Source organism: Parasphingorhabdus sp. (genome assembly GCF_039982415.1).
Classification (GTDB): domain Bacteria; phylum Pseudomonadota; class Alphaproteobacteria; order Sphingomonadales; family Sphingomonadaceae; genus Parasphingorhabdus.
In genome coordinates this window covers 153,388-180,361 of the sequence record NZ_JBDWYL010000008.1, presented here as the reverse complement: position 1 = coordinate 180,361, position 26,974 = coordinate 153,388, and the positions used below count along the sequence as shown (strand labels likewise).

23 protein-coding genes are annotated in these 26,974 nt (G+C 50.9%); 14 read left to right on the top strand and 9 right to left on the bottom strand.

Translation table 11 applies throughout. From position 1 onward, the window contains the following. Window positions 1-10 precede the first annotated feature (10 nt). Window positions 11-1,366, bottom strand: coding sequence for a peptidylprolyl isomerase (locus ABJU74_RS13430; RefSeq protein WP_348384933.1), 1,356 nt, complete (start codon window positions 1,364-1,366; stop codon window positions 11-13). A gap of 108 nt (window positions 1,367-1,474) precedes the next feature. After that, window positions 1,475-3,691 (bottom strand): LPS assembly protein LptD, encoded by a 2,217-nt coding sequence (gene lptD, locus ABJU74_RS13425; protein WP_348384777.1) that lies wholly within the window; start codon window positions 3,689-3,691, stop codon window positions 1,475-1,477. Window positions 3,692-3,954: 263 nt separating this feature from the next. Here lptD and ABJU74_RS13420 point away from each other — a divergent pair, with 263 nt between their 5' ends. The 3 genes from ABJU74_RS13420 to ndk all read left to right on the top strand — a co-directional run bounded on the left by ABJU74_RS13420 (window position 3,955) and on the right by ndk (window position 6,395). Continuing rightward, a complete protein-coding gene (locus ABJU74_RS13420) occupies window positions 3,955-5,412 on the top strand; it encodes a leucyl aminopeptidase (RefSeq protein WP_348384776.1) in 1,458 nt (485 codons plus the stop codon). A gap of 25 nt (window positions 5,413-5,437) precedes the next feature. Further along, on the top strand, window positions 5,438-5,875 hold the full coding sequence (locus ABJU74_RS13415) for a DNA polymerase III subunit chi (RefSeq protein ID WP_348384774.1): 438 nt from the start codon (window positions 5,438-5,440) through the stop codon (window positions 5,873-5,875). Window positions 5,876-5,972: 97 nt separating this feature from the next. After that, window positions 5,973-6,395, top strand: coding sequence for a nucleoside-diphosphate kinase (gene ndk / locus ABJU74_RS13410; protein WP_348384772.1), 423 nt, complete (start codon window positions 5,973-5,975; stop codon window positions 6,393-6,395). Window positions 6,396-6,490: 95 nt separating this feature from the next. Here the strand turns inward: ndk and ABJU74_RS13405 are convergent, their stop codons facing one another. Then, window positions 6,491-6,958 carry a nuclear transport factor 2 family protein gene (locus tag ABJU74_RS13405; protein ID WP_348384770.1) on the bottom strand — a complete coding sequence of 156 codons (468 nt, stop codon included), beginning with the start codon at window positions 6,956-6,958 and terminating at the stop codon, window positions 6,491-6,493. 84 nt (window positions 6,959-7,042) lie between these two features. Between ABJU74_RS13405 and ABJU74_RS13400 the strand changes: the two genes are divergently transcribed. Further along, window positions 7,043-7,816, top strand: coding sequence for an SDR family oxidoreductase (locus ABJU74_RS13400; protein WP_348384769.1), 774 nt, complete (start codon window positions 7,043-7,045; stop codon window positions 7,814-7,816). Window positions 7,817-8,025: 209 nt separating this feature from the next. Then, window positions 8,026-8,679, top strand: a complete 654-nt coding sequence (locus ABJU74_RS13395; RefSeq protein ID WP_348384768.1) for a LuxR C-terminal-related transcriptional regulator — start codon at window positions 8,026-8,028, stop codon at window positions 8,677-8,679. A 166-nt stretch (window positions 8,680-8,845) separates the two neighbouring features. On the opposite strand, the gene purN is transcribed toward ABJU74_RS13395, so the two are convergent. Then, window positions 8,846-9,811 (bottom strand): phosphoribosylglycinamide formyltransferase, encoded by a 966-nt coding sequence (purN, locus tag ABJU74_RS13390; RefSeq protein WP_348384766.1) that lies wholly within the window; start codon window positions 9,809-9,811, stop codon window positions 8,846-8,848. A 6-nt stretch (window positions 9,812-9,817) separates the two neighbouring features. After that, the gene (gene purM / locus ABJU74_RS13385) at window positions 9,818-10,936 is read right to left on the bottom strand and encodes a phosphoribosylformylglycinamidine cyclo-ligase (protein ID WP_348384765.1); all 1,119 of its coding nucleotides are present in this window, start codon (window positions 10,934-10,936) and stop codon (window positions 9,818-9,820) included. A 62-nt stretch (window positions 10,937-10,998) separates the two neighbouring features. Here purM and ABJU74_RS13380 point away from each other — a divergent pair, with 62 nt between their 5' ends. From ABJU74_RS13380 to ABJU74_RS13365, 4 genes are read left to right on the top strand one after another with little or no spacing between them, the layout of a single operon-like run. Beyond that, on the top strand, window positions 10,999-12,327 hold the full coding sequence (locus ABJU74_RS13380; protein WP_348384763.1) for a heavy-metal-associated domain-containing protein: 1,329 nt from the start codon (window positions 10,999-11,001) through the stop codon (window positions 12,325-12,327). Continuing rightward, entirely contained in the window at window positions 12,324-12,974 is a 651-nt protein-coding gene (locus tag ABJU74_RS13375; protein ID WP_348384762.1) for a DnaA/Hda family protein, read from the top strand. Before ABJU74_RS13380 ends, ABJU74_RS13375 begins: the two co-directional genes overlap by 4 nt. Then, on the top strand, window positions 12,975-15,155 hold the full coding sequence (locus ABJU74_RS13370; protein ID WP_348384761.1) for an RNA degradosome polyphosphate kinase: 2,181 nt from the start codon (window positions 12,975-12,977) through the stop codon (window positions 15,153-15,155). A 55-nt stretch (window positions 15,156-15,210) separates the two neighbouring features. Further along, window positions 15,211-16,674 (top strand): Ppx/GppA family phosphatase, encoded by a 1,464-nt coding sequence (locus ABJU74_RS13365; protein WP_348384760.1) that lies wholly within the window; start codon window positions 15,211-15,213, stop codon window positions 16,672-16,674. A gap of 7 nt (window positions 16,675-16,681) precedes the next feature. On the opposite strand, the gene ABJU74_RS13360 is transcribed toward ABJU74_RS13365, so the two are convergent. Together ABJU74_RS13360 and rnd are read right to left on the bottom strand one after the other, a co-directional pair. Then, complete coding sequence (locus tag ABJU74_RS13360) at window positions 16,682-16,990, bottom strand: I78 family peptidase inhibitor (RefSeq protein WP_348384759.1); 309 nt, start codon at window positions 16,988-16,990, stop codon at window positions 16,682-16,684. Then, the gene (gene rnd, locus ABJU74_RS13355; protein ID WP_348384758.1) at window positions 16,987-18,177 is read right to left on the bottom strand and encodes a ribonuclease D; all 1,191 of its coding nucleotides are present in this window, start codon (window positions 18,175-18,177) and stop codon (window positions 16,987-16,989) included. The genes ABJU74_RS13360 and rnd overlap by 4 nt, the downstream gene beginning before the upstream one ends. Before the next feature lie 201 nt (window positions 18,178-18,378). On the opposite strand from rnd, the gene aspS reads away from it, so the two are divergent. The 5 genes from aspS (at window position 18,379) to ABJU74_RS13330 (ending at window position 23,272) form a co-directional block, all read left to right on the top strand. Next, the gene (aspS, locus tag ABJU74_RS13350; RefSeq protein WP_348384757.1) at window positions 18,379-20,163 is read left to right on the top strand and encodes an aspartate--tRNA ligase; all 1,785 of its coding nucleotides are present in this window, start codon (window positions 18,379-18,381) and stop codon (window positions 20,161-20,163) included. Between the two features lie 89 nt (window positions 20,164-20,252). Further along, window positions 20,253-21,131 (top strand): alpha/beta hydrolase, encoded by an 879-nt coding sequence (locus ABJU74_RS13345; RefSeq protein ID WP_348384756.1) that lies wholly within the window; start codon window positions 20,253-20,255, stop codon window positions 21,129-21,131. An 83-nt stretch (window positions 21,132-21,214) separates the two neighbouring features. Further along, window positions 21,215-22,198: a hypothetical protein gene (locus ABJU74_RS13340; RefSeq protein ID WP_348384755.1), complete on the top strand. Its 984-nt coding sequence runs from the start codon at window positions 21,215-21,217 to the stop codon at window positions 22,196-22,198. 108 nt (window positions 22,199-22,306) lie between these two features. After that, a complete protein-coding gene (locus ABJU74_RS13335) occupies window positions 22,307-23,095 on the top strand; it encodes a polyphosphate kinase (RefSeq protein ID WP_348384754.1) in 789 nt (262 codons plus the stop codon). 6 nt (window positions 23,096-23,101) lie between these two features. Next, on the top strand, window positions 23,102-23,272 hold the full coding sequence (locus ABJU74_RS13330; protein WP_348384753.1) for a hypothetical protein: 171 nt from the start codon (window positions 23,102-23,104) through the stop codon (window positions 23,270-23,272). A gap of 62 nt (window positions 23,273-23,334) precedes the next feature. On the opposite strand, the gene ABJU74_RS13325 is transcribed toward ABJU74_RS13330, so the two are convergent. Both ABJU74_RS13325 and ABJU74_RS13320 read right to left on the bottom strand, forming a co-directional pair. Then, window positions 23,335-24,786, bottom strand: coding sequence for an NAD(P)/FAD-dependent oxidoreductase (locus tag ABJU74_RS13325; RefSeq protein WP_348384752.1), 1,452 nt, complete (start codon window positions 24,784-24,786; stop codon window positions 23,335-23,337). 152 nt (window positions 24,787-24,938) lie between these two features. Beyond that, entirely contained in the window at window positions 24,939-26,915 is a 1,977-nt protein-coding gene (locus ABJU74_RS13320; RefSeq protein WP_348384751.1) for a lytic transglycosylase domain-containing protein, read from the bottom strand. Window positions 26,916-26,974: the final 59 nt, after the last annotated feature.

The following is a 26,974-nucleotide window of genomic DNA, read 5'->3' as shown; positions in this document are numbered from 1 at the left end:
CCAATACCGATCAGTTATATTCGATGATAGCATCGCGGCGCAGGTCACGAAGGTAGATTTGAGCACGCTTATTGACGCGCTCATTTTCCAATTGCGACATTATCTGGTCGAAGGATGGCGCAGCGGCTGTTTGCGGATCGTCGCGGCCACAGAGGATGAGCACACGCACACCATCGACCACCGAGCCAAAGGGCTGACTGGCTTGGCCGATATTCAGGTTGGCGATGGTATTTTGCAATGGACCCGGCAAGTCTTTCAAGCGAACGCGGTCATTGTCGACAATAGATGCGCCAATATTTGAAGCGACTTCATTTGCGGCTCCACAGCCCTTGATTGATTGGGTGGCAGACGCAAATTCAGCCGCGCGCGACGTGGCTTGTGCTTCCGTTGTTCCGGCTGGGAAACTAATCGACAATTGCTTGAGACTGAGGATCGCATTACGCGGATCTGCGGTTAGAATTTGGCGCTGATCGATCAGGTAAAGGATTGAAAAGCCGCCGGGAACTTGCACGGGGCCGACCACTTGGCCGATTTGCATTTGCGCTGCGGTCTCAGCCAGGCTTTGCGGCAATTGGCCAGGCCGAACCCAACCCAAATCACCGCCGGTTACCGCAGTAGACGCTTCGGAAAATTGACGGGCATAGGCGACAAAGGAGCCGCCTTTGCGAATCTGGTCGAGAATTTGGGCCATATTGGCGGCGACCTGCTCAGCTGCTTCGGGTGCAGCAGACATGTAAATCTCGCCAATGCGATATTCTGTTGTGCCTTTGGATGCATTGAGGCGTTCGATGATCGCATTCACCTCTTCATCGCCGACATTGATAAAGGGTTGGATATTCCGGCGAAGCAGTCGGCTCCAGGCCAGCTCGCCTTTAATTTGTTGTTTCAGCGTATCGGTTGAGGATCCCCGTGACCGCAGATATTGGTCAAAGGCGTTAATATCCTGTTTGAAATTCTGTTGCGCGACTTGATTGAATGTTTGGTCAATTTCACTGGGTGAAATTGTGATTTCATTCGCTTCCGCTTCTTGGATTTGCAGCGTTTCGTCGATCAGATTGCGCAATACCTGCAGGCGCAAACGATCGCGCTCTTCATCTGAAACGTTACCGCCATTGGCCGCGACAATTAACGCTAAGCGATGCCCTACATCGGTGCCGGTGATGATATCGCCATTAACCAAAGCTGTGGCCCGGCGGACATTGGGATCATTTTTGCCAAAAATCGTCAACTGCTCGGGAATATTGAGCCCGGCTTGCGGTACGCTATTGTCCGCTACGGTTTGCGCGGGCGACTGTACCCCGGCAAATAATGCAGCGCTGGCAGCAATCGCAAATTTTGTTTGTTTGCTAATAATTTTTGTACGCATAAAATTCATTTTTCGTTTCTTTTCAAACTCTAACATCAAGTTGAACGCGCTTTATATCAGATTTCGGCTGAACCTAATATGAGCAATCCATCATCCCTACCAGTCGCCTTACACACCCAAATTGCGTAAGGCCAGCCGGAACAGAAAAGTGCTGCCCCGCTGATCATCACCGGTATCTTCATAGTCATAACGCCAAGTCACACCAAGCGACAAGCAACCGTCATCATAAGCGACCCCAATGCGGTGGCGCACAGGTTCAAACCCATCGGCGGACGAAAGCGGATCTTCGCGGGCATCGGTGAGGTCGATAATCGCTGATCCAAAGACGGACCAATATTTGTCAATCTGGTAGCGACCACCAATGCGCACTTCCTCGCGATCGCTTAAATCTTCAATACCGGCGCCAATATCGCGGTTTAGCCGTAAATATCCAATTTGCGCATAGGTATCGCGCGTGCCCACAGTTGCATCTATTTCGTTTCGGCGAACAGCAAGATTATCTTTGTCCAGCCGATAACGGTGGGTAAATTTCACAATATCCTTGAATCGCACTTCTGTGCGGCCAACAATATCCGAAAAGCGTTCAGAAAGACCCGTGCCTTCCGGAACTATATTGCTTTTATTGGCCAACCGGTAACTTTGGCCGACAATGGCATCGATGCGCAAATTAGGTCGGTTGAGATTCCATTCTAGCCCGTAGGTGGCGCGCAGATTATCTTCGTAGCGATCAAATCCGGGGAAGCGGTTTAGTGCAAAAAGATTCGTATCTTCTAGATCCACCGATCGCGAATCTTCATTCGGTACCGACAAATTGGAGATAGCCGGTGTCGCCACCACCTGAAAACGCGGCGTAACCGTTTGCGTGCCGCCAAAGGCTTGGCCGATAAAGGGCCATTTTACATCAATAGCAGCGGTAGCGATACCGCGGGCCTGCCAACCTGTTTGACCCCGATAAATCAAGGTTTCGTTGAGCGCATTATCTTGACTGTGATAAACATCGCCGCGGGCAAAGCCAGTCAGAGTGATTTCCTGACCTAAAGTCGTTAATTTGCGCAAGTCCCATCGCGCGGAAGCGAATGCTCTTTGGGTATCCTGTCCTTCAGTGCGGCCAATAGCGAGACTGTTAAACTGCAATTGTGTCTGTCCGCCCAAGATCGGATCAGCAATCCGTTTGCGATAGTCAATGACCGGTAAGGCAATGGGGACCCGATTTTGGGGATCGCCGGCGCGCAAGGTTTGAAAAGCCCATCCCGCAAGAGAGAAATAACTGCTGTCATCTATGCGTTCGACGTTGATGGTCGATCGTAAGCTGTCATCGTCACTAATGTCATAGCGCCGCAAAAACGTGCGGTCAGATACCAGTCGCGCCGATTGCGAGATTGTCCAGTTTTCATCGAGTATGAACCGACCGCTTGTAGCAAAATATCCGCGAAAATCCTTTTGCGCGTCTGGCAGAGGACCAGTTGCACCAGTGGGAATGCGCGACCCGTATGTTGCATATCCAGTGAGCTGGAACGCCCCTTTTTCGCTGAGATTGCGATATGTACCGCTCACCAATGGTGCGACTTCGGTAAAGACCTGGGTGGTGATGGTGGCATCTTCATTGGGCGCCAAATTGAAGTAATAGGGCAGGGAAACCGACACCCCATTGGTGGAATCAAACCGCAGATTGGGTACCAATATACCGCTACGATTCTCATTGCTCACCGGGTGCGATAAGCCGGGCAATGGAATGACGGGCAGGCCAAATATCTCGATTCGGGCTCCGTCGTAGCTCACACGCTTCTTTATGGGGTCGTAGCGCACTTTGACGGCCTTGATTTGCCAGCTGGGGTTTTTGGGACAATCATTTTCGGTGGTTACCGCACAGGCCGTGTAGGCTGCGTTGTCCAGAGCGAGAGAGCCATCGGAAAAACGCTCCCCCTTGCTCGCGGCGAGACGACTGCCGTCATCCAAAACCAAAAGCAAATTATCGACAATACCATCGCGTAAACTGTCGGTCAGAACGATAGCGTCGCCATAAGCCACATCGCCATCTGGGCTGATGGAGCGAATATCACCTTCGGCCCGGACGATTCCGGTTTTCCGATTCCAGATCACGCGATCGGACCGCAGCCGGTAACCATCCCGGTTTAACTCGACATTGCCCTTTGCGGTAACGACATCATTTTCAAAATCATAGTCGATCGTATCCGCGCTAAACTCAATTTCTTCGGCTTTATCCGCAGCGGCAGGTGCAGCCGCTTCTGGCTCAGTTTGGGCAATAGCAGCCTCAGGATGCGCAAGGGGAAGCGCCAATGCAATCAATGCGATGGAAGATTTCATTGACGAAATTAACCTACCTTTGGCCCCAAAAATTATCGGCATATTGACTTTTACCATCACGCCGCCACCGCCCTATTGCACCAGATTGCGTTCGCTGCAAATTTTCTATGGCAGAATTTTTAATCTACCCCAATTTGGTTTGAACTGAGTGCGAAATGATCATTGCAATGCAAGAGCCAATCTTTCATTGATTGATGCTGAACAGAAGATCATAAAGTCGCGCATAAAGACGCTGATGATCGATTGATAAGGACGTTTTACCGATGAAATTCACATTTGCTGCCAGCCCCGCTTCCACGCCTGATGCCATTGCCTTTGCGATCCCTAAAGATGGATTAGAGAATAGTGCCTTGGGGCTTGAACAAGAAGGGCTTGTTCGCAAGGCCGCGAAAGCGGCTCGGTTCGAAGGCAAAACGGGTCAGACTTTCCAGACATTTATCACCGAAGGCGACGCTGTGGTCCAGGTTATTTTAACCGGCACCGGGAAGGGCAATCGCAAAGACAATGAAGCCGCAGGCGGCGCCGTTGTCGCGAAGCTTATTGCATCTGGCGTCAAACATTTGGCTATTCATCCAAGCGGACTGGATCAGGAACGATTAGCGCGACTCCTTTTTGGCGCAAAATTGCGGAGCTGGAGAATCGATAAATATCGCACAACCATGCCGGAAAATGCGAAGCAAACGCTGACCGAAATCACCGTGCTTGATACCGATATGGAATCCGCCAAAATCTGGCAGGATTTGTCGGCTGTTGCAGATGGCGTCGCGCTAACGCGCGAGTTGGTCTCCGAACCCGCAAATATAATCTATCCTGAGAGCTTCGTCGAGCGTTGCCAAGAATTGCAGTCCATGGGTGTCGAAATCACCATATTGGGTCAAGAAGAAATGGAACAACTGGGAATGGGAGCGCTGTTGGGCGTTTCTCAGGGTTCGGTTCGACCTCCGCGGATGTTAGCGATGCGCTGGGATGGGACAAATGGCGCGCAAAAAAAGCCGCTGGCTTTGGTCGGCAAGGGTGTAACATTTGATACAGGCGGGATTTCCTTAAAACCGCCTGGTGGCATGGAAGATATGAAATGGGATATGGGCGGCGCCGGAGCTGTTGCTGGAACGATGAAGGCCTTGGCTGGACGCAAGGCCAATGCCCATGTTGTCGGCGTGTGCGGCCTGGTTGAAAATATGCCTGATGGTAATGCACAGCGTCCCGGAGATGTCGTGACCAGCATGAGTGGTCAAACGATTGAAGTTATCAACACCGACGCGGAAGGGCGTCTGGTACTTTGCGATGCCTTGCATTGGACGCAAGAAACATTTGAACCCGAAATGGTGGTTAATCTAGCCACTTTAACCGGTGCAATTATTGTCTCGCTCGGCAATGAACATGCTGGCTGCTTTTGCAATGATGATGGCTTGTCCGACACCCTCCTTGCAGCTGGTACAACATCAGGGGATCCCCTCTGGCGCTTCCCGCTTACCGCGGCTTATGACAAGCAAATTAACTCACCTATTGCGGATATGAAAAATGTTGGTGGCAAGGGTGCCGGTTCGATAACGGCGGCGCAATTTCTACAACGTTTCATTCAAGACGGTGTGAAATGGGCGCATTTGGATATTGCCGGCATGGTGTGGGCTGACAAACCTGGACCTGTTTGGGATAAAGGTGCAACCGGTTTTGGTGTGCGCCTGCTCGACCAGTTTGTAGCCGATAATTTTGAACAATAGAACGGCTCACAGGATGGTGTGACCGGTGCAGGTCGACTTTTATCATTTGACCCGCGATCCAGCGGAAAAACTCGTGCCGATTTTGGCACAAAAGACGCTGGATACGGGCGAGAAATTATTATTGGTTTCGAGTTTCGTCGGGCAGCTTGAAAAATTAAGCAATGCGCTGTGGAAGGCCGGTCCTACCAGTTTTCTGGCCCATGATTTGGCTGGAAGCAGCCAGGATGATCTACAACCTATTTTGATTTCCGGTCAGTGTGAACCCAACAATGCTGCGCGATTTGTTGCTTTGACCGATGGGGAATGGCGAGAGGAAGCCTTGCATTTCGACCGGGTCTTTTATTTGTTCACCACCGATCAGATAGACGGTGCGAGAGCTGCTTGGCGAAGTTTGTCTAGCAAGGAAGATGTCGTTCCGCGCTATTGGAAACAGGACGCGGGGCGCTGGGTCGAAGGGCCTTAGGATCGTCTCTATACTTGCCATGTTGCAGTGCAGCGGCTAAGGGCGGCGCAACTTTTATTCAAACCCTCTTTTTACGACATATATACGGAGCAAAATCATGGCCGGCACACGGACATTTTCAATTATTAAACCTGATGCAACCAAACGGAATTTGACCGGTGCGGTTGTTAAAATGCTTGAAGAAGCGGGCTTGCGCGTCGTCGCTTCGAAGCGCATTCAAATGACTCGGGCGCAGGCAGAGGGCTTTTACGCGGTTCATAAAGAGCGCCCATTTTTCGGCGAATTGGTGGACTTCATGATCAGCGGCCCTGTGGTGGTTCAAGTGCTTGAAGGTGAAAATGCCATGCAGCGCAATCGGGACATTATGGGAGCGACCAATCCTGCAGAGGCAGCGCCGGGCACAATCCGCAAAGAGCTGGCCGAAAGCATTGAAGCCAATACGGTTCACGGATCGGATAGCGATGAAAATGCTGCTATTGAGATTGCTTATTTCTTCAATGAAGATGAAATTGTAGGATAAAATATGCGGTGAAAGCCTGCAATTAAAGGCTTTTACCGCATTTTAAAAAAGGCGTATCTGCTGCTCTTTGATCAGAGGGCAAAGCCTTTGGCAGGTTAGGCTTTGGGATTGGCTTCGTCATAGCGTTCCCAGTCATGAAAGGCTTCGCGCCTAACGATGATCCAAGCGCCGTCACGTTTCTCAAATCGATCACAGTAACGGCCCGCCACAACCCAATCGGTAGCCTTGCCGTTGGTTGGCACTGGTCCAAATTCCGGCGTTCCTTCTTGAATATAGTGAAAAGCCACAAAATTGGCTTCGGTTGTCGCGCTATTGCCATCGTCAGCAAAAATGAAATGGACGTTGGAGATCGAATGATGGGTATGGGGAACCTTTTCCAGAATTTCGCTGGCAAAGCCGATAAATTCATCCGGCGGACCTGAATATTCAGCATGCTTATGGATATGGTCATCGGCAAAACATGAGCGCACGAGCGGCCAATCCCGGCGATCTATTCCCTTGCAATAACGGTGCAATATATCGCGCATTTCTTCGCGTGCCAAAAGCTGATCGATCTTGTCCATCTTCCTCTCCCTCATATTGTTAGGGTCAGTCGATAGCATGCGCTGCTAACCTATAGATAGTTGGCAAAAGAGAGAGGGACAAAAATGGGCAGACTTGATGGCAAAGTGGCAATTATCACTGGCGCGGCAAAAGGCTTAGGCGAGGCCGATGCACGCATGTTTGCCAAAGAAGGTGCCACTGTAGTTTTGACGGATATGGATGCCGACAATGGCGCGCGCGTAGCGGCTGAAATTGGCGACAGCGCCGAATTTCATCTCCAGGATGTCCGCGATGAGTCGGGTTGGGAAGATCTGATCGCCGATGTCGTGTCGCGTCACGGGAAACTGGACATATTAGTGAATAATGCCGGCGTTGTTGAACCGGGAACGATTGAAACACAAACAGCTGAAGAATGGCGTTTTGTCATGGCCGTGAGCGCAGACGGGACGTTTTTCGGCTGCAAATATGCCGTGCCGGCGATGAAGGCGGCTGGTGGGGGATCTATAATCAATATGGCTTCAATTGCTTCTGTTCAGGGAGAACCCGTGGTCGCCGCCTATGCAGCCGCCAAGGGAGCCGTGGAAAGCCTGACAAGAAGTATCGCGGTGCATTGTGCAAATAATGGCTATAATATTCGCTGCAACAGCGTTCACCCCGCTGGCATATTGACGCCGATGGTTGAAGAAATTGGACCGAAAATGATGGGTCGAGATGATTTGCGGCCCGCCAGTGAAGGACCAGCCGCAAGTGCATTGGGAGAACCGGATGATATTGCCAATACCGTCTTGTTTCTTGCTTCCGATGAATCCAAATTTATCAATGGCGCGGCGATACGAGTGGATAACGCAAAATCGGTAGTGGAGGGTGTGGTTCCCTGATCTTTTCAATAGATTCATCGAATTCAGCAGCGCGATCATGTCGTCATAGCGTTACTTTCGGGGCAAGCCGTTTCGATTTTGGAACCGCGGATTAGAACGATACTGCGCGGCCGCTCGCAATTTTAATCTGCTGAGGGAGACATGATCTTACGTGAAACCGCATGGCATAGTGCTTGCCTTACTAGATCGGGATGGACTACGATTATCTTATGACTTCTGAAGAGAATAACACAGCGGCACAGCAATCCATTCCCAAGGTGGATTTGCCCAAAGCTTCTGTGGAAGCGCTCATAAAACACAGTCCAATCGCGTCGGTGATCAGCAATCCCAGATTGCCCGACAATCCTATTGTCGCAACCAATAAGGCTTTTTCTGCGCTCACCGGCTATGATCCGGGTTTTATCATTGGCCGCAATTGCCGCTTCCTTTCCGGACCAGCGACCGAGCCTTGGCTGACTGAAGAAATTCGCCGCGGTGTCCGGGAACGCAAGCCGGTGCTGGTGGAAATATTAAACTATAAAAAAGATGGAACGCCGTTTCAAAATGCAGTTTTGGTCGCACCGCTATTTGACGATGAGGGCACGCTGGAATTTTTTCTAGGGTCGCAAGTGGAAATTGACAGCGATGGCCCGAGCCTCGCAAAAGCGCGCCGTATTCGCGCCACCGAAATTGTCAAAGAACTATCGAAAAGACAGAGAGAAGTCTTAAGATATATCGCCAAGGGATTGTTAAATAAGCAGATTGCTCATGAGCTCAATCTCAGTGAACGCACTATTAAAATGCATCGAGCCATCTTGATGAAGCGATTGGAAGCGCCGAGCGCGGCGGATATGGTTCGGCTGGCGGTTGAGGCGGGCATGTAAGTCATTTTGACTACGGTCCAATGGCCGTATCTGAATTTCATACCAATAGGCCTAAACCTTGTGCAAGCATCGCGGATGGAATAGTCATCCCAGATCGAATTCTTTAGCAGCAAATCCTCCCTCCTCCTTGCTGCTTGAGTTTATTCCAACCCGCGATGCGAAATTTCTAAAATTCTGCAGCGATATCCATGAGTTTGGTCAAGCGTTTTGGCGCGACCATCGACCAGCTTTTGCGCAACCAGCTTTCGACATGATCCCAATCCGTTTCTCCGGTATCGAGGCGGATCGCAATCCATCCGGATTTGCCATAAAATTTGGGTGAAAAATATAAGTCTGGCTCCGCTTCTAAGAGCGCATTTTGTTCATCAAGACCGCTAGTTTTGACAAAGACCGAAGTACCAGTTTCACCAAAATGACGCCGGGAAAAATAGGCAAAATATTTGCCAGTCTTCTCGGTGCCAACCCGCCATCCCGGTGTCCCGAAACTGGGTCTTTCATAAGTTTCTTCCAGCATCAGTGCCCGGTTTCTGACTTGTTCCAAAATCCAATCAGGATCGGATTGTCGGGTGACATATTGGGCCAATGCATCCGGGTAGAGCTGATGCTCTGCAATTAACACACGGTCGGCTAAAGTTTCCGCGGTGTCACCGGGCATAATCGCGACTTTGGTTTGCGCTAGGACCGGGCCGTCATCCAATTCTGGAGTGACCAAATGAACACTGCATCCGGCATGGCTATCGCCAGCATCCAGTGCGCGCTGATATGTACCTAAACCTTTGTACTTAGGTAATAAACTCGGATGAATATTGAGCATGCGATCGTTCCAGCGTCGGACAAAATCATCGCTCAATATCCGCATATAGCCAGCAAGGACGACATAGTCGGCTTCAGCCGCCACGATGGCACCTTGCATGATCTGATCATGATCTTCGCGGCTAAGCTGCTTGTGTGAATGAGCATAGGTCGCAATGCCCTCGGCTGCAGCCAATTCCAGTCCGGGCGCTTGCGGATTATTTGACGCGACGAGCGCAATTTCAAAAGGACAGGTTTCAGCCTTGGCGGCATATAAGAGTGCGGCCATGTTGGAACCGCGACCAGAGATTAATATAGCGATTTTCACGCGATTGGTCATTTGCGATTAGCCATTATGGGTTGCCGACCAATTGTTGAGCGCAGACCATGTCTTTGCATCGCCCGAAATAGTGCATCCTTTAGAGCCATTGCGCAATTGCCCAACCTGGTAAACCGTTTCACCTGCCGCTTCGAGATCGCGTTTGACGTCGGCAACATTATCAGGCGCAACCGCCAATATCATGCCGATACCGCAATTGAAGGTGCGTGCCATTTCTTCAGGCTCAATATTGCCTTGGGCCTGCAGAAAGGCCATTAATCGTGGCTGTTCCCAGCTCCGGGCATCGACATCGGCGTGAAGATTATCTGGCAGAACCCGCGGGATATTTTCCAGCAATCCACCCCCGGTAATATGTGCCAGCGCTTTGATCTGGCCGGATCGCATCAACGGAAGCAACGATTTTACGTAAATTTTGGTGGGCGCGATTAAGGCTTCGATCAGCAATATTTCGGGATCAAAAAGGGCAGGGCGATCGAGTTTCCAGCCTTTGTCGTCAGCCAGGCGCCGAACTAGCGAATAGCCATTGGAATGAACGCCGGAGGATGCCAAGCCCAACAATATGTCGCCTTCAGCCAATGTCGCACCGACCAAGGCTTGTTCCCGTTCCACGGCGCCGACGCAAAAGCCCGCAAGATCATAGTCGCCATCGGCATACATGCCGGGCATTTCGGCCGTTTCACCGCCGATCAGGGCACAGCCCGAAATTTTGCATCCCTCGGCAATACCAGCAACGACTCGTTCGGCGACACCGTTTTCGAGTTGGCCGGTGGCAAAATAATCCAAGAAAAACAAAGGCTCTGCACCTTGAACGATAAGATCGTTGACGCACATCGCGACCAAGTCAATTCCGACACTATCGTGGCGGTCATAGTCGATTGCCAATTTTAGTTTTGTACCTACGCCATCATTGGCAGCAACGAGAAGTGGATCCTCATAGCCGGCTGCTTTGAGGTCAAAAAAGCCACCAAAACCGCCTAAATCTGCGTTGGCTCCCGGCCGCGCCGTTGCTTTGGCTAAAGGGGCAATGGCCTTAACCAGAGCGTTGCCTGCCGCAATCGATACACCAGCTTTCGCATAGGTGTATGATTCTGGTTCATTTCGCATGTCATTTTGTTTATCACTCATAAAATAGGCGATTAGACAAGTCGCGGGTGGATTTCTACGTCATAATCGTCAAAAGAGCGGAAATGAAATTTTTGACCAGTTTTAAAACGTCGATAGTTGCGATTTTTCTAGTGATCGGTTTGGCCGTTGCTGGCGTGGTTTATGCACAGCTGGAAGGCAGCGACCGGGGTGTGGCGCCGCTTGCGAGCACCGGAGATTTTGAAGTTCTGGGTGTAGAGGTCGACACCAAAGGTGACAATGCCTTTGAAGCCCGGAAAAAAGGCTGGGAAGAAGCCCAACGCAAAGCATGGAAAACGCTCTACGCCAGGACGCAGGGTGGAAAAACAACCGGATTATCCGATGGCGCGCTGAACAATATTGTTTCGGCTATTATCGTCGAAGAAGAGCAGGTTGGCCCGAAACGCTATATTGCGACACTCGGCGTGATGTTTGATCGCGCTCGGGCAGGGCAAATATTGGGTGTTAGCGGGCGCCGATTGCGCTCTCCGCCCTTGTTGGTTCTGCCAATCATGTGGAGCGGTGGATCGCCTCAAGTTTTTGAAAATAGAACCGAATGGCAAAAGGCTTGGGCCCGATTCAGGTCGGGCGACAGCGCAATTGATTATGTCCGGCCTTATGGATCTGACAGTGAATCATTGGTTTTGACCGCTGGGCAGGCTGATCGCCGCGATAGACGGTGGTGGCGAACAATTTTGGATCAGTTCAGCGCCGCGGACGTGATCATTCCCATCGTGCGCATGGAACGGGAATTCCCCGGTGGTCCAGTAACGGCGCATTTTACCGCGCGCTATGGCCCAGATAGCAAGTTTATTGACCGATTTTCTCTGAAGACCAAATCGACAAGCGGTATACCCGCGATGATGGATCAAGCGATTAAGCGGATGGATACGATTTACACCAGCGCCTTGTCGCGAGGACTTTTGAAAACCGATAAATCGCTGATCATTGAAGATGCGTTTGATCTGGAAGCATTGGAAAAAGAAATTGAAGCCGAACTCGCCGCTGAGGGCAATGGAAGCGGCAGCGAATCCACCAATTCCGAGCGCTCAGAATCCGTTGGCGCGGAAACGAACACAGCCGCGGTAAGCGCCGCCGTGGCAACCGTGATGGTCCAATTTAACACGCCTGATGTGGCGGCGGTAAGCAGCGGTGAAGCCTCGGTTCGGTCGGTTCCGGGTGTTTCTTCCGCGGCGACATCCAGCCTTGCGTTGGGCGGCATATCCGTCATGCGCGTCTCTTATGCTGGCGAATTGTCAAACTTGGCTGCTGCATTGCGCGCCAAAGGTTGGCAGGTGCAACAAGGCGCAGGCGCGCTGCGTATCACGCGTGGCGGTGCCGCGGCGGCTCCACCACCCGCAGATGACGGCGGGAGTGAAGAGCAAAGCCAGTGAGCCAATTTGCTCTGCCTTTGGATATAGAGTCAACAGCCCAAGCTGGCGGATATCTGGTGACAGCGTGCAATGCCGAGGTCCATGCGAAATTGGAAGATTGGCGCCATTGGCCTAATCACAGCGCGATTTTAATTGGCGGTGCAGGCTCGGGCAAACACACCATGGCTGAGGCCTTCGCAAAACACAGCGGTGGGCAATTTGTGCGCAATGCTGACAATGTTCCTGCAGACGAACTTTTCCACCTTTGGAATCAAGCACAAGCAGAGGCCTTTCCCTTGTTGTTTCTATCCTCTCGGAACGTTTCCGATTGGGACATAAGCTTGCCTGACCTGAAATCGCGTGTTGCGGCGTCTTTGTTGATTGAAATTGGTGAACCGGATGAAGCCATGATCGCTGGGCTGTTCCAAAAATATTTTGCGCTGCGCGGTATTTCTATCTCGGAAGATGCGCTGACCTATCTTAGCAAGCGTATCGAACGCAGTTATCAAAATGTTCAGCTTTTGGCGCAAAAAATGAATATTCTTGCTATAGAGAAAAAAAAGCCGGTTACACGCGCCATAGCTATGGAAATATTAGCCCAGCACCAGAGTGATACAAGCTCTGATGTTCTAGCCCCAAACGCCACCCCCAATGGTGAGGAAAAATAAATGGACAGCCTTGTCCCCCAAACCGCAGATTCCCCTGATGATGACGCTCCCGTTCCGGTTGATGACTCCGGATCAGAGCGCTATTTTAATCGTGAAATTAGTTGGTTGGGCTTCAATGACCGCGTGATTGAAGAAGCCCAGAACAACTCTCACCCCTTGTTGGAGCGTCTGCGATTTTTATCGATTTCGGGCAATAATCTCGACGAATTTTTCATGGTGCGTTTTGCCGGGCTAGTGGGCCAATATCGACAGAATATCGAAGAGCGTTCAGCCGATGGCTTGACGGCAAAACAGCAATTGCAAGCCATTGCCGCCCATAGTGACAAGCTGATGTCCAATCAGCAGATTGTATGGGATCAACTGTCGACCAAATTGGCGAAGGAAGATATTTATGTCCTGAATGCGGAGCAATTGGATTCGGCAGGCCAAAAATGGCTGGAACAGCATTTTCTGGATCAGATCTTTCCGGTTCTGACGCCTCAGGCGCTGGATCCGGCCCATCCCTTTCCGTTTATTCCAAACAAGGGGCTAAGCCTCGTTTTTGATTTGGTTCGAAATTCTGACCATCAGCGAATACGCGAACTGGTGATGATCCCTTCCGGTCTCCCGCGCTTCATTCGTATGCCCAGCGAAGCTGCAACCTATGTTTCGGTCGAATCCGTCATTCAATATTTTTCTGATCAAATCTTCCCGGGTTATAATGTCGTGAGTAGCGGCCTGTTCCGGATTATTCGCGACAGCGATATCGAAGTGGAAGAAGAAGCAGAGGATCTTGTGCGCTATTTCCGCAGTGCCATAAAACGGCGGCGGCGCGGGGATGTTATTCGTTTAGAAATGGGTCCCGGTTTGTCCGACACGGTTGTTGCGATGTTGCGTGAAAATCTGTTGACCGAAGGGGCGACGGAATATCGGATGGATGGGCTGGTCGGAATTGGAGATCTCGATCTGATGGTCGACGAGGACCGGCCTGATTTGAAATTTACACCATATAGTCCTCGTTTTCCCGAGCGCATTCGAGAACATGGTGGTGATTGCTTTGCGGCAATCCGGGACAAGGATATTCTGGTCCATCACCCCTATGAATCCTTTGAAGTTGTGATCGAGTTTTTGCGGCAAGCGGCCGCCGATCCTGACGTCGTTGCGATCAAGCAAACGCTATACCGGGCTGGCAAACAATCGGCGGTTATTCGCGCGTTGATCGATGCCGCAGAGGCAGGTAAATCGGTGACCGCGATTGTTGAGTTGAAAGCTCGGTTTGATGAGGAGCAGAATCTTCTTTGGGCGAGTGCTCTGGAACGGGCAGGCGTCCAAGTGGTATACGGTTTTATTGAGTGGAAAACCCATGCCAAAATTTCCATGGTGATCCGAAAAGAGCAGGAAGGCTATCGGACCTATTGTCACTTTGGCACCGGTAATTATCATCCGGTGACGGCAAAAATATATACCGATCTCAGCTTCTTTACCGCTGATCCCAAGGCAGCGCGAGATGCTGCTCAACTGTTCAACTATATTACGGGATATGTCGAACCCGAAAAATTGGAAATGATATCCATGTCACCGCGGTGGATGCGGCGGGATATCATGGGTCTGATCGAACATGAAATCGCCAACGTGCGGGCTGGCAAGCCGGGCGTGGTTTGGGCAAAAATGAATTCTCTCGTCGATCCGGCGCTGATTGAGAAATTATATGCGGCGAGCAATGCCGGTGTCGAAATTGATCTCGTCATCCGCGGCATTTGCTGTTTGCGTCCCGGTGTTGCCGGTATGTCTGATCATATTCGAGTCAAATCGGTTGTTGGTCGTTTCCTTGAACATAGCCGGATATGGGCCTTTGGAAATGGCGCAGAATTGCCCAATGATCAGGCACATCTCTACATTAGTTCCGCAGACTGGATGCCGCGTAATTTGGACCGGCGCGTCGAATATATGATGCCGATAACCAATGAAACAGTGCATGATCAGATTCTCGATCAAGTGATGGTAGCCAATCTGATCGACAATGAGCAAAGTTGGAAATTGAACAGCGATGGCAGCTATAGCCGAATTGAACCTTCGGAAAAATCATTCAACTTGCATCGCTATTTTATGACCAATCCATCCTTGTCGGGCCGCGGCAAAGCATTGGATAAAAGCAACGCCGTCCCGCGCTTATCTTTGCGTCGGCGCAAGAAAAAAGCCTGATCGTGGTTACTTGATGCAAGTAGGGGGGATAGAGATAACCAGAAAGCGAAAGGCATTGCGGACCAATAGCAGGACTGCAATTATCGATATTGGTTCCAACTCCATTCGCCTCGTGGTTTATCAGGGCGCCGCTCGTGTTCCCGCGATATTGTTCAACGAAAAAGTCATGGCAGGATTGGGCAAAGAACTTGCCGCTACTGGTGCTATTGCCGAAGATTCCATGGCGATGGCAGAAATGGCGCTGCAACGTTTTTATCGCCTGTGCAGTCAAATGGAGGTGGACTCGATTGAATGTTTTGCCACTTCGGCGGTGCGCGATGCTAGCAATGGAGCGGAGTTGCTGGAATTGGCGGGCAAAATTGGTTTTGAAACCAAAGTTCTCAATGGCGAGGAAGAGGCGGAGCTCGCTGGACTGGGTGTTCTCTCCGCGATCCCGCAAGCCAATGGAATTGTCGGTGATCTGGGCGGGGGGAGCCTCGAACTGGCTCTGGTTGGCAATGGCAGAGTTTCGGAAAGACATAGTTTCCCGCTAGGCGTTTTGCGGGTTGCGGATCTGCGCACCAAGGGCAAGGATAAGTTGAAACGCCAGGTTCGCAAAATGCTCAAAAAAACCGGTTGGGATCAAAAGGCGCAAGATTTGCCATTTTACTTGGTGGGTGGTTCGTGGCGATCTCTGGCGCGGCTCGACATGTTTGATAGCGGTTATCCGCTGCCCGTGATTCATCATTATGAAATGCAGCCTCAGCGCGCCCGCCGATTGGTCAGGCAATTGGCAAGCATGAACAAAGCCAAGCTCAAAGCGGTACCGGGTTTGTCCACTTCACGAATTCCAACGCTTGATGATGCCGCTTGGCTGCTATCGTTCGTTGTTCGCTATCTCGGCAGCAGCACGATGATTGTGTCCGCTTATGGTGTGCGCGAAGGTTTGTTGTTCCAAAATGTCAGCAAATCGGAAAGTAAGCGCGATCCGCTATTGCTGGCTACGGAAGAATCCGGCGCCGCTCAAGCGCGCTTTCCGGCCAACAGCAAATTGCTGGGCAAATGGATTGCGCCGATATTTGCCGAAGACCCGGCCGAATGGCAACGGATCCGGCAAGCCGCCTGCAATCTTGGTGATGTTGCATGGCGGGCCAATCCTAATTTCCGGGCTGAACGGGGCTTGGTTATGGGCCTGCATGGCAATTGGATCGGGATCAATGGAGCGGAACGGGAGCTATTGGGACAAGCTTTGTTCACCAGTTTCGGCGGTGGCAATAATATCTTTCCCGGCGGCGGGAAATTGGCGAGCGACAAAGCCACTCAACGCGCGATTTGCTGGGGGCTCGCGATGCGTCTTGGCCAGCGGCTGAGTGGCGGCACACGTAATCCTTTGGAACAGACGCAATTGCGAAAAATTGACGGTCGCTTGGAAATTGTCATGGCAGCGGATTTGCGGGACTTATATGGCGATGCGGTTTCTAAACGGCATATTCAATTGGCGGCCATGTTAGATCTGGAGCCCTTATTGGTCATGCAATAGGCGCGATTTATCCGCAGTTAATCCGGGTGACTATCATTTTGTCATCATAGGCAATGTTCAAACGATCCTGGCGAAAGTCTTGGGTAACCATCGTGTTCGGCGGGATCCATCGCAGGCGTTTGGCGCCCGATTGTCGCAGCGCCTTTTCGCCGAGGCGGTCATCAGCTTCTTGCCCGACCATAATTTTCAGGCCGTCGCTGTTGCACAGATAGCCATCGGTGACGCCGCGCTCGGGAATATTTGGTTCTGAAGCAGCGGTTGTGCATGCAAGCAAAAACGCGCTTGCTGATGCCGTGGATAAAATTTGAAATTTCATTCGATGCCCGCCGATTCATTTTCAGGCTGATGAGTCATTTTGAGCTTGCCGTCTTTCACGGTGAAACTCATCCGTCCTTCGATGAGATCAATCGCATCCCGGCCAAATTCCTCATAACGCCAACCTTGCAGCAAAGCGACGCCGTCTCGCTCTCCGCCCACTATGCGCTCGAGATCATCCGCTCTTGCAAGCAATTTGGATGCGACATTCATCTCGGAGGATCGGATTTTCAAGAGCAGTTTCAGCAAGTCCGCGACGAGCGCGTTTTCTTTGCTGAATTTGGGTCGGCGACCGCTGCGGTCTGGCAATTCGGCCTTGGTCAATGGTGCAGCGTCCGCGAGGGCGTCCATCAAGCGTTCGCCAATGTCGTTATTTTTCCATCCCGATGACAAGCCGCGAACTTGAGACAATTTGGTTTGATCTTTTGGTGGATGGGCGGCGATGTCTGCTAATGTCTCATCTCGCATGATCCGTCCGCGCGGCATATCTTTGGATTGTGCTTCTTTTTCCCGCCAAGCTGCCAGTGCTTTTAATCGACCCAATGCTTCGAGATTGCGTCCTTGAAATTTGACACGTCGCCACGAATTTTCGGGGTCATTCACATAATTATTTGGATCAGCCAATTTCTCCATTTCGGCATTAATCCAAATCCCGCGTCCAGTTTTGATCAATTTTTCCAGCATGAGGGGAAAAATTGTCGAGAGATGCGTGACGTCGCCAATCGCATATTCGATCTGGCGATCATTAAGAGGGCGCCGTGACCAATCTGTAAAGCGTGCACCTTTGTCGAGTGTCACGCCCAACCAGCTGTCAACGAGATTGGCATATCCAATTTGTTCGCTAGGACCCAAAGCCATGGCGGCCACTTGGGTATCAAAAATGGGATGCGGTGTTTTGCCAGTCATATTGTGGATGATTTCGACATCTTGCCCGCCCGCATGAAAAACTTTCAGCACATTTTCATTTTCAACGAGCAGGTCCAGCAGAGGCTGCAAATCAATGTCTTTGGCAAGCGGGTCAATTGCGGCTGCTTCCTTACCATCGGAAATCTGAATGAGACAAAGCACCGGCCAATAAGTGTTCTCGCGCATGAACTCGGTATCAACAGCGACGAATTCAGCGGTCGAGAAACGTTCGCATATATCGGCAATTTCCTGACTATCAGTCAGTAAAGGATGAATTTTCATCGCTCTTCTATACAAGCTGAGACGAGTGTCGCAAACATTTCCGATAGAGTTTGTCTATTATCAATGACACAGGATTGTCTTTTGCTAAGGCCGAAATAAGAGTAACCGCTGCACCTTCTTCCTTGACAAAAGTGGCTGTGGGCTGTGTTACGCCGTCATAAGTTTCCTGATCCGAAACATTTCACTGATTAAAGGTTCATCATGCACGCATATCGTACTCACAATTGTTCGCAACTCCGCACCACCGACGTGGGTGAGGAAGTCCGTCTATCGGGTTGGATTCACAATGTGCGGGATCATGGTAATCTCATGTTTGTCGATTTGCGTGACCATTTTGGTCTAACCCAAATTGTCAGCGAAGAAGGCAGTCCCGCCTTCCAATTGCTCGACAGCGCGCGAAAAGAATCCGTGATTACTGTCACCGGTAAAGTGGCTGCGCGTTCATCGGACACGATCAATCCCAATCTACCCACGGGCGAAGTGGAATTGGTTGCTGAAACCGTCGAGATGCAAGGGCCGGCAGATGAGTTGCCAATGCCGGTATTTGGAGAACAAGAATATCCCGAAGATATTCGCTTGCGGTACCGGTTTCTCGATCTGCGCCGTGAAAAAGTGCACGCCAATATGATGCTGCGGGCCAAAGTGATAGCGAGCATTCGCAATCGCATGGTCGAGCAAGGTTTTACGGAGTTTCAAACACCGATCCTGACGGCTTCTTCTCCGGAAGGCGCGCGCGACTATCTCGTGCCTAGCCGTGTCCATCCGGGCAAATTTTACGCTTTGCCGCAAGCGCCGCAGATGTTCAAACAGATGCTCATGGTTGCTGGTTTTGATCGCTATTTTCAAATCGCACCCTGTTTCCGTGATGAAGATGCGCGAGCAGACAGGTCTCCCGGTGAGTTTTACCAACTCGATTTGGAAATGAGCTTCGTCACCCAAGAAGATGTGTTCCAAGCGCTTGAACCCGTTCTGGCCGGACTATTTGAAGAATTCGCCAATGGCAAAAAAGTGACGCCAGCCGGGGAATTCCCACGCATTCCTTATAAAGAATCGATGCTCAAATATGGCTCTGACAAGCCTGATTTGCGCAATCCCATCATCATTCAAGATGTGTCGGAACATTTTAAAGGCTCTGGCTTTGGACTGTTTGATAAAATCACCGCATCCGGCGGGACGGTGCGCGCATTTGTTGCGCCCGGTGCCGGCAAGAACAGCCGCAAATTTTTTGATGATATGAACAATTGGGCACGAGGCGAAGGCTTTGCTGGGCTCGGCTATATAAATATGAAAGAAGGGGTTGCGGGCGGACCAATTGCCAAAAATCATGGAGAAGAGGGAACCGCCAAATTGCTCGCTGATCTGGGTTGTGGTCCGGATGATGGTGTATTCTTTGCCGCTGGTAAAGAAGCCGAAGCGGCAAAGCTGGCCGGTGTGGCTCGGACACGGGCAGCAGAAAAACTGGATCTGATCAGCGATGACGAGTTTAAATTCTGCTGGGTGGTGGACTATCCCATGTATGAATATGACGAGGAATTGAAAAAGCTCGACTTTTCTCACAACCCATTTTCCATGCCACAAGGGGAGATGGAAGCGCTCGAAAACAAAGATCCTCTGGATATTCTCGCGTGGCAATATGATATTGTTTGCAATGGTATTGAATTGTCTTCGGGCGCTATTCGGAACCACCGTCCCGATATCATGTACAAGGCTTTTGAAATTGCTGGATATGACAAGGCAGCCGTTGATACCGAATTTTCTGGCATGATCAACGCGTTGAAATATGGCGCTCCTCCGCATGGTGGCTCCGCACCTGGCGTCGACCGGATTGTGATGTTGTTGGCCGATGAACCCAATATTCGCGAAGTGGTCCTCTTCCCGATGAATCAAAAGGCGGAAGATTTGATGATGAGCGCGCCCAGTGGTGTATCGCCGAAACAATTGCGCGAACTCCATATAAGAGTGGTCGAACCGCCCAAAGAAGGATGACCCCAATTGCGCTAGTGGCGCGCGGATAAAGACAGATTTATCGCTTGTTGCCGGCAATAGGGGTTAGACATTGCAGAGCGAGGCGGAGAATGGGTGATCCAAAAGAAAAGCGGTTTGCGGCTGAGGGCGTTGATCTTTGCTATTTTGAATGGGGTGATCCGCAGCATCAAACCATCTTAATGATCCACGCGACGGGCTTTCATGCGCGTTGTTGGGACAAGACCATTGCTGCTTTGCCCGAAAATTTTCATGTCATTGCGGTGGATCAACGGGGCCATGGACGTAGCGCAAAACCGAACACTCTGGCGGACTGGAGCCTGATGGCCAAAGATGTGGGGGCGCTGGTTTCGGGACTTGGCCTCGAAAATATGATTGGCGTAGGTCATAGTATGGGCGCGCATGTGCTGGTGCAGATGGCAGATGTCATGGCGCATGTTTTTGATCGTCTGGTTTTGGTTGATCCAACGATCACGGCGCCGGAGGCATATAATAATCCGCCAGATTTGGAAGATATTGATCCGAATCAAAACCCGGTTTCGCGGCGGCGGAACAATTGGGTATCGCCTGAAGCCATGTTTGCGGCCTTTCAGGATCGCCATCCTTTTAGTCTTTGGCAACCCAATGTACTGGCCGATTATTGTCATCATGGTTTGTTGCCGGACGATCATGGCGAAGGCTTTGTGCTGGCTTGTCCGCCATTTCTCGAGGCTTCGGTTTATGAAGGCTTTCGTTCGGTCAACCCATTTCCACTGGTGGAGCGCCTGACTTTGCCGGTCTTGATCCTGCGTGCACAAAGTTCGAAGGATGACGTCACCGCCGCGCGCGATTTTGCGAATAGTCCCACATGGCCGGGGCTTGTGAATATCTGTTCCAATGCGCGTGAAGTTCATATTCCGGAATTATCGCACTTTATGCCGATGCAAGACCCCAAGCGCATTGCTGCCTATATCGCGCAACCATTTGATTGACGATTGCGATAGATGAACAAGCGTGTAATTATCTGTTCAGACCGGTTCATTTAGTGATTGGCATCAGTGATTTAGGGGGATTTATGCTTCGAAAAATAGTTATTGCTAAGGCGCTAAATACAGGGGTTTTTACTCTTTGTCTGACCGCCCATGCGCATGCTGAAACCTTGCAAGTTGAAGGGCTGTATCCGGCTCGCTCTTCGGGGATTGCTGATATTCAATCGATCGCCATCGACCGTTTTGGCGGCAGCGATGGTACGGCATTGGCTTTTGCTATCGAGGACCAGCTAAGCGGCGTTGAAATAGACAATGCTGCCTATTTTCAGGTCATTGCAGGCCGGTCCGCGGTAGAGCCGGAAGCGACCATGACCGGAACCGCTCGCACCAATATCGAAGAATATGAAACGCGTGAATATCGTCAACGTTGCGTGGAACGGGATGAGAATGGCAAATGCGAAACCCGCAAAAGCATCAAGGTCAATTGCTGGAAAAGGGTCATTGATTTTGAAGCGCAAATTCGGCTTTCGCGGTTCAGCGATGGTCAGACCGTCTATGCGGAACGTAAGACCGATAGCAAAGAGGAGACGGATTGCGGCCGAAATGAGAGCCTTTCGAATAGCGAGGATGCGGTTCGAGCGATGATCAACAAGGCGGCCTATTCAGTAAGGCGGGACTTGGCGCCAATTGAACGCAGAGAGAATATTCGCGTGTTGGAAAGCCGTAAAGGCATGGAAAAGGCAACATCCAAATTTTTCAAAGCTGCGGTCAAAATGACCAAAAAAGATGAACAGGAAGCTTGCCGAATGTGGGGCCAAGTGGCCGCCAACGGCGCACCGCATGTTTCAATCGCCTTTAATCGCGGTCTATGTGCTGAACAAGAAGGCGCGCTTGTAAAGGCTTTGGATCACTATTCTGAGGCGCAGCAATTGGCGGGCAGTAAGGCAGAAATTGGTCAAGCTATTCGCCGAGTGGAAGGACGCCAACGGGCCTTGGAAGATTTGGAAATTCGTTATGCCAGCGCTGGCGCGGGCGAAGAAACGATAGTGGCTGAAAATTCCAATCCTTAAGAACAGGGTTAACCTATTGGTCCTTTTTGCGGGCATAGACTATTGTTAGATAGCGTGGCTAAGCCAGGATGGGCTTTTGATCGCACGAGCAGACTATAGGGGCAGACCATGGGCAAAAACATCCAATTATCCGACTATGAAGACGGAAAGAAATTTGATGGTGATTATTCTGATGCGCTTAAGGCGGTACAAGAACGTCTCGCCCATGTGCATTTCAAGCACATTATCCACGGCAATCGGACTATATTGGTTTTCGAAGGTTGGGATGCGGCCGGCAAAGGCGGTTCGATCCGGCGTCTGACGGCGGAATGGGATCCGCGCTATTTTGAGGTTCATCCCATTGGCGCGCCTACCAAAGAAGAATTGGATCGCCATTTTCTGTGGCGTTTCTGGAAACGGTTACCTGGCAGCCGCGAGATCGCGATATTTGACCGCAGTTGGTATGGCCGTGTGTTAGTGGAAAGGGTGGAAGGTTTCTGCAGCAAAGCCGAGTGGAAACGCGGCTATGATGAAATTAATGAATTTGAAGCCCAACAAATTGATGGTGGGACCAATGTCATCAAAATCTTTTTCCACACTACACAAGAAGAACAAGATCGCCGGTTTGCTGACCGCTTGAACACACCCGAAAAGCGCTGGAAAATTACGGATGACGATTTTCGTAATCGCGCCAAACGGGGGGATTATCTCGACGCGATGAAGGACATGTTCAAACATACGGACACACGCTGGGCACCTTGGAAGGTCATTGATGGAAACAATAAAAAGGCTGCTCGCATTGCGGCTTTGACTTATGTGGCGGAAACGCTCGAGAACGTGCTCCCCAATGAGTTGCCAGAGGCTGATCCTGAACTGATTAAAATGGCAGAAGATGCGTTTGGATATAAAGCAGAATAGAAGAAATTGGCTAGAATTGACAGCCAGCGGCCGTCAGCGGGCCGGAGTCATCAATCCGGTACAGTCGATGAAACATTGCTTGATGCCGCCTTGGCTCAGCTCATCACGCGGCAATTTTCTTTGCCCGTCATCGCGGATCATGAGTTCGCGAAACTCGCGCACGAAGCGCGTCGCTAATTGGTCTGAGGGGCTGCAGATGGAAATAATAGATGCCTCATGATTGCGCTTTTCTAGGACCTTTAAAGCCAGAGCATTAAAATGGCAGCTGCTATTGCCCCAAGAACGATACAGCCGAGCATGTTCAATATGGTTTTTGACTGTTTTTGGCGGCGTTCAATTTCAACAAAATCCAAATCGGGATTCTGAGTCAAAATAAAAGTCGGTTTGTCGATGAGCCAGGGCATTGTCTTATGAAGACCATTTTGAATCACGAAGGTCAAAATCCATTTTCGGAAATGCCATGGCTTATGGTTATATTGATAAGGCGCCACAGTTTGAACGAGGCGTGCGAGAGAGGCATTGGCGGGAAGTCTAACCTTTTGAAATTTAACACATGCTTCTGAAAGATTGCTCTTATCTTCAGACATAATGCCATCGAGAACAAACAGGTCTTCCAAGGCTGAGTTAACTCCGAGACCCAGGTCAGGAGGAAAAGCATGCGCTGCATCGCCGATAAGCAGACAATTGATCGCGTGTTTCCCTTCTCCTAATGTTGCATGGATTGATTTCGCATATTGCGGTGCGGGAAATTGTCCGGCCGTAAGTGATGCAAAATCCTCGGCTTCTTCGCGTGAGATAATCGATGCAATGTCCAGTTGCGGAAATCCCTCTTGCAAATAGCTGATGAGATTATCGGCACTTTCAATCGTCCATAAATTATGGTCGGCTTCACGGATGATGTTGACGCTACGTGGGTGATTGGGATCGGTAACGGGAAAAGCAAACATCGCCATCGCATCTCGCCGGTCTTTAAATTGCGATGGGATGGAATAGGTCATGCGATGATTATCAACAGCCGCGTCCGAGCCAGCAATCGGGAAACAAGCAGGCAGATTAAGCACTTTGTAAGTCAACCCAGTGCTGGCGGAAGGATAACGGATCATTTCAAACTGATCCTTCGCCAGGTCTGGCCAATTGTCTAAGCTCTTGCGAACTTGGGAGGAGAGGCCATCACAAGCGAGTAGCAATTCCGGTTGAAAAGTAAGCGTCTTTTCAGTGTTGCTATCAAGGATAGTGATTTTAGGATTTCCATCTGCGTCTGAGGTGATGGATTGGAAATCATGGCCATATAGCAGCTTGATGCGGCTATCTTTGCGGGTTTGAATGACCTGATGAAGCATCGTCAGCAAATTGCGCCTTGTGGTCCAATAAGAAGTTTGTCGATCCGGATCGATTATCGGTGGGCTAGCCTCGTTCACTGAGCCATCCGGCTTGATGGTTGTCAGGGTGAATCCGCGATTGGCAACCCCAAAATCTTCCAGCATCTCTGCAATACCGAGCCGCTTCAGCAATTTTTGACCGCGAGGATCTATTTGATAATTAAACGCTTTGCTTTTTTCAAAATCGGTAGGAGAAGCGCGGCGTTCTATGACCAGAATTTCTTGCCAGCCTTGCTCGGCAAAAAGAAGGGCGGCAGCGAGACCGCTCGGCCCTCCGCCGCTGATGATGACTTGTTTGGTGGATACCGTCATGGCTCACCCTTAAAAGAGGAGCTCACAATCCTGTAGCAGGAGTTGCAATTGGTCGCTCTTCGGACATTAGGGTATGAGAATTGACGATAAACCAATTAGCCTAGGGAGCGATAACGGTCGTTTCAATGCTCCCGCCCAGTCTTGCCATCTTTTCAGCCCTTATAATTTTTGCCGATATAGCGCGTCAGTGGCGTGTCGCTTCTTATCGTCGGTCCACGCGGGTTTTTCGTGTCATAAACCACGGCATTTTCGAGGACGCGTTTGACATAATTACGGGTTTCCGAAATCGGAATTTCTTCTATCCATTTAATCCAGTCAATGCCGCCCATGCGCGGATCGCCATTACGGCGAAGCCATTTGTTCACATTGCCCGGTCCCGCATTATAGGCCGCTGCCGCCAGAGGATAGCTACCGCCATAATAGCGTAGCATCCGCTCGATATAACCGCTTCCCAGCCGGATATTATATTGCGGATCGCGGGTAAGAGCGGAAAAATTATAGGATAGACCGATTTTGCCAGATTGTTCGCGTGCTGTCCCCGGCATGAGTTGCATCAAGCCCCGGGCGCCAGCGTGGCTGACCGCGGCTTGGGCAAATTGGCTTTCCTGCCGAGTGATGGCATGGATAATGGTCCAATCCTTCTGACGCTCGGCCGGAACCGGCATAGTTGGGAAGGAGGTAGGGTCAATCGGACCTACGCCTGCGCCCAGCGCACTAATGCCTTTGATTACGCCCAAATCACGCGCGCCGATCCGCGTTGAAAGATCGCTGAGCAACATATAATCTTTTTCGCTGTTGGCATTATAGGCCAAGGCGCGGTGAAAGCGGATCTGTTCCTTCCAAGGTCCCGTCCGTGTCGATGCTTTGGTTGCGATAACCAACGGTTCCTGATCAAAAGCGCGGCGATCCTCTTGGCTGATGGCGACGGCCGGTTTGCGGTCAAAGTTGGGCAGTGGGCGCCCCAAACGTTCGAGCGACAATTGTCCGTAGAAATGGTCAGGAAAAGCTGCCGCTTTTTCGAAATAGGCAGTGGCTTCCGCCGTTTGTCCAGCATCTGCCGCAGCGCGTCCCGCCCAATAATAACCTTTAGAGCGGATATTGGGACTGTTGTAAGACCGTGCATAGCGGTCAAACATCGGCACCGCTTTGGCAGGATTGCGCTGTCCCCACAAAGCGGCATTGCCGGCTAGCCAGGTAAGGTCTGAATATTTGTCGCGTATCCGGCTGCTTTCTTCCGCAATATTGGTGGGTTCGGCATAAGCATCGTCGACTTTGGAGGCGATGTCATAAGCGAGCGACCATTGCCGATCATTGGCGGCGGCTTTGGCGTTGATCAAATTGGCTTCGTACCAGGTTGCAATTTGGGAGGGACTGGTCGGACGATTGCGCAATGTCGGACGATTGGCCATCAGCCGCCGCGCGTTGAAACTTTGTCCCTTGCCTCGCAAATAACGGGCGCGATCGGCAATATAGCCTGCATCATATTGTCCAAGGCTGTTTACCGCGCTGGCTTTGGCATTGGCATTTGGTGATTCGGTCAACTGTGCCAGACGGGCTTCAAAAACTGCTCGCCGCTGCGCCGAAGCAAAGCCAATTTGCCGTGCTGCTGCTCTCGTGGCACGCGCCCAAAGCAAAGCATCCATTCGGGCGTCGTGATCGTCGACCGAGAGGGCGCTGCTAAACTTATTGAGTAAGGCGGTTTCATCTTCGGTCGTCAAGGTGCCGCCACGCCATGCTTGTTGCGCCATCGCGTTGGCTTTCAAGCTTTGTCCTTTGGCTTGTAAAGCAACGGCATATTTTGCCGCTCCCGCATTGGTCAGCGGCGGGAAGCGATCAAAATAGGCCATTACCCGGTTTACCGAAAAGCTATTGATATTAACGGCCTGCTCGGCGTTACGACGCATGCGGGTGTCATCAGGCCAGCCCGGGTAGGTGACCAGGAACCCGGCATAATCATCGAAAGAATAATTGTCCGATTGGGTCAAAACACGCCAGCGTTGCAGACCCAATACCGCGTTGCCGCGCGTCGGATCAGAGAGAGTGGCGCTGCCGGATTGTTCGGCTGCGATGCATGTTACCGGCGTTAAAAGCAGGCTTGCGAGAATTATTCTTGATACCATACTGGACATTTTGGGGTTAGGCTCCTTATCAGGCGCTGAACGAAGAACTATATGATTGTTAAGCTTGG

Excerpts from the sequence above, each read along its gene's own strand:
- ABJU74_RS13430 (WP_348384933.1), bottom strand. The coding sequence starts at position 1,366 with ATGCGTACAAAAATTATTAGCAAACAAACAAAATTTGCGATTGCTGCC.
- lptD (WP_348384777.1), bottom strand. The coding sequence starts at position 3,691 with ATGAAATCTTCCATCGCATTGATTGCATTGGCGCTTCCCCTTGCGCAT.
- ABJU74_RS13420 (WP_348384776.1), top strand. The coding sequence starts at position 3,955 with ATGAAATTCACATTTGCTGCCAGCCCCGCTTCCACGCCTGATGCCATT.
- ndk (WP_348384772.1), top strand. The coding sequence starts at position 5,973 with ATGGCCGGCACACGGACATTTTCAATTATTAAACCTGATGCAACCAAA.
- ABJU74_RS13405 (WP_348384770.1), bottom strand. The coding sequence starts at position 6,958 with ATGGACAAGATCGATCAGCTTTTGGCACGCGAAGAAATGCGCGATATA.
- ABJU74_RS13400 (WP_348384769.1), top strand. The coding sequence starts at position 7,043 with ATGGGCAGACTTGATGGCAAAGTGGCAATTATCACTGGCGCGGCAAAA.
- ABJU74_RS13395 (WP_348384768.1), top strand. The coding sequence starts at position 8,026 with ATGACTTCTGAAGAGAATAACACAGCGGCACAGCAATCCATTCCCAAG.
- purN (WP_348384766.1), bottom strand. The coding sequence starts at position 9,811 with ATGACCAATCGCGTGAAAATCGCTATATTAATCTCTGGTCGCGGTTCC.
- purM (WP_348384765.1), bottom strand. The coding sequence starts at position 10,936 with ATGAGTGATAAACAAAATGACATGCGAAATGAACCAGAATCATACACC.
- ABJU74_RS13380 (WP_348384763.1), top strand. The coding sequence starts at position 10,999 with ATGAAATTTTTGACCAGTTTTAAAACGTCGATAGTTGCGATTTTTCTA.
- ABJU74_RS13370 (WP_348384761.1), top strand. The coding sequence starts at position 12,975 with ATGGACAGCCTTGTCCCCCAAACCGCAGATTCCCCTGATGATGACGCT.
- ABJU74_RS13360 (WP_348384759.1), bottom strand. The coding sequence starts at position 16,990 with ATGAAATTTCAAATTTTATCCACGGCATCAGCAAGCGCGTTTTTGCTT.
- rnd (WP_348384758.1), bottom strand. The coding sequence starts at position 18,177 with ATGAAAATTCATCCTTTACTGACTGATAGTCAGGAAATTGCCGATATA.
- aspS (WP_348384757.1), top strand. The coding sequence starts at position 18,379 with ATGCACGCATATCGTACTCACAATTGTTCGCAACTCCGCACCACCGAC.
- ABJU74_RS13345 (WP_348384756.1), top strand. The coding sequence starts at position 20,253 with ATGGGTGATCCAAAAGAAAAGCGGTTTGCGGCTGAGGGCGTTGATCTT.
- ABJU74_RS13340 (WP_348384755.1), top strand. The coding sequence starts at position 21,215 with ATGCTTCGAAAAATAGTTATTGCTAAGGCGCTAAATACAGGGGTTTTT.
- ABJU74_RS13335 (WP_348384754.1), top strand. The coding sequence starts at position 22,307 with ATGGGCAAAAACATCCAATTATCCGACTATGAAGACGGAAAGAAATTT.
- ABJU74_RS13325 (WP_348384752.1), bottom strand. The coding sequence starts at position 24,786 with ATGACGGTATCCACCAAACAAGTCATCATCAGCGGCGGAGGGCCGAGC.
- ABJU74_RS13320 (WP_348384751.1), bottom strand. The coding sequence starts at position 26,915 with ATGTCCAGTATGGTATCAAGAATAATTCTCGCAAGCCTGCTTTTAACG.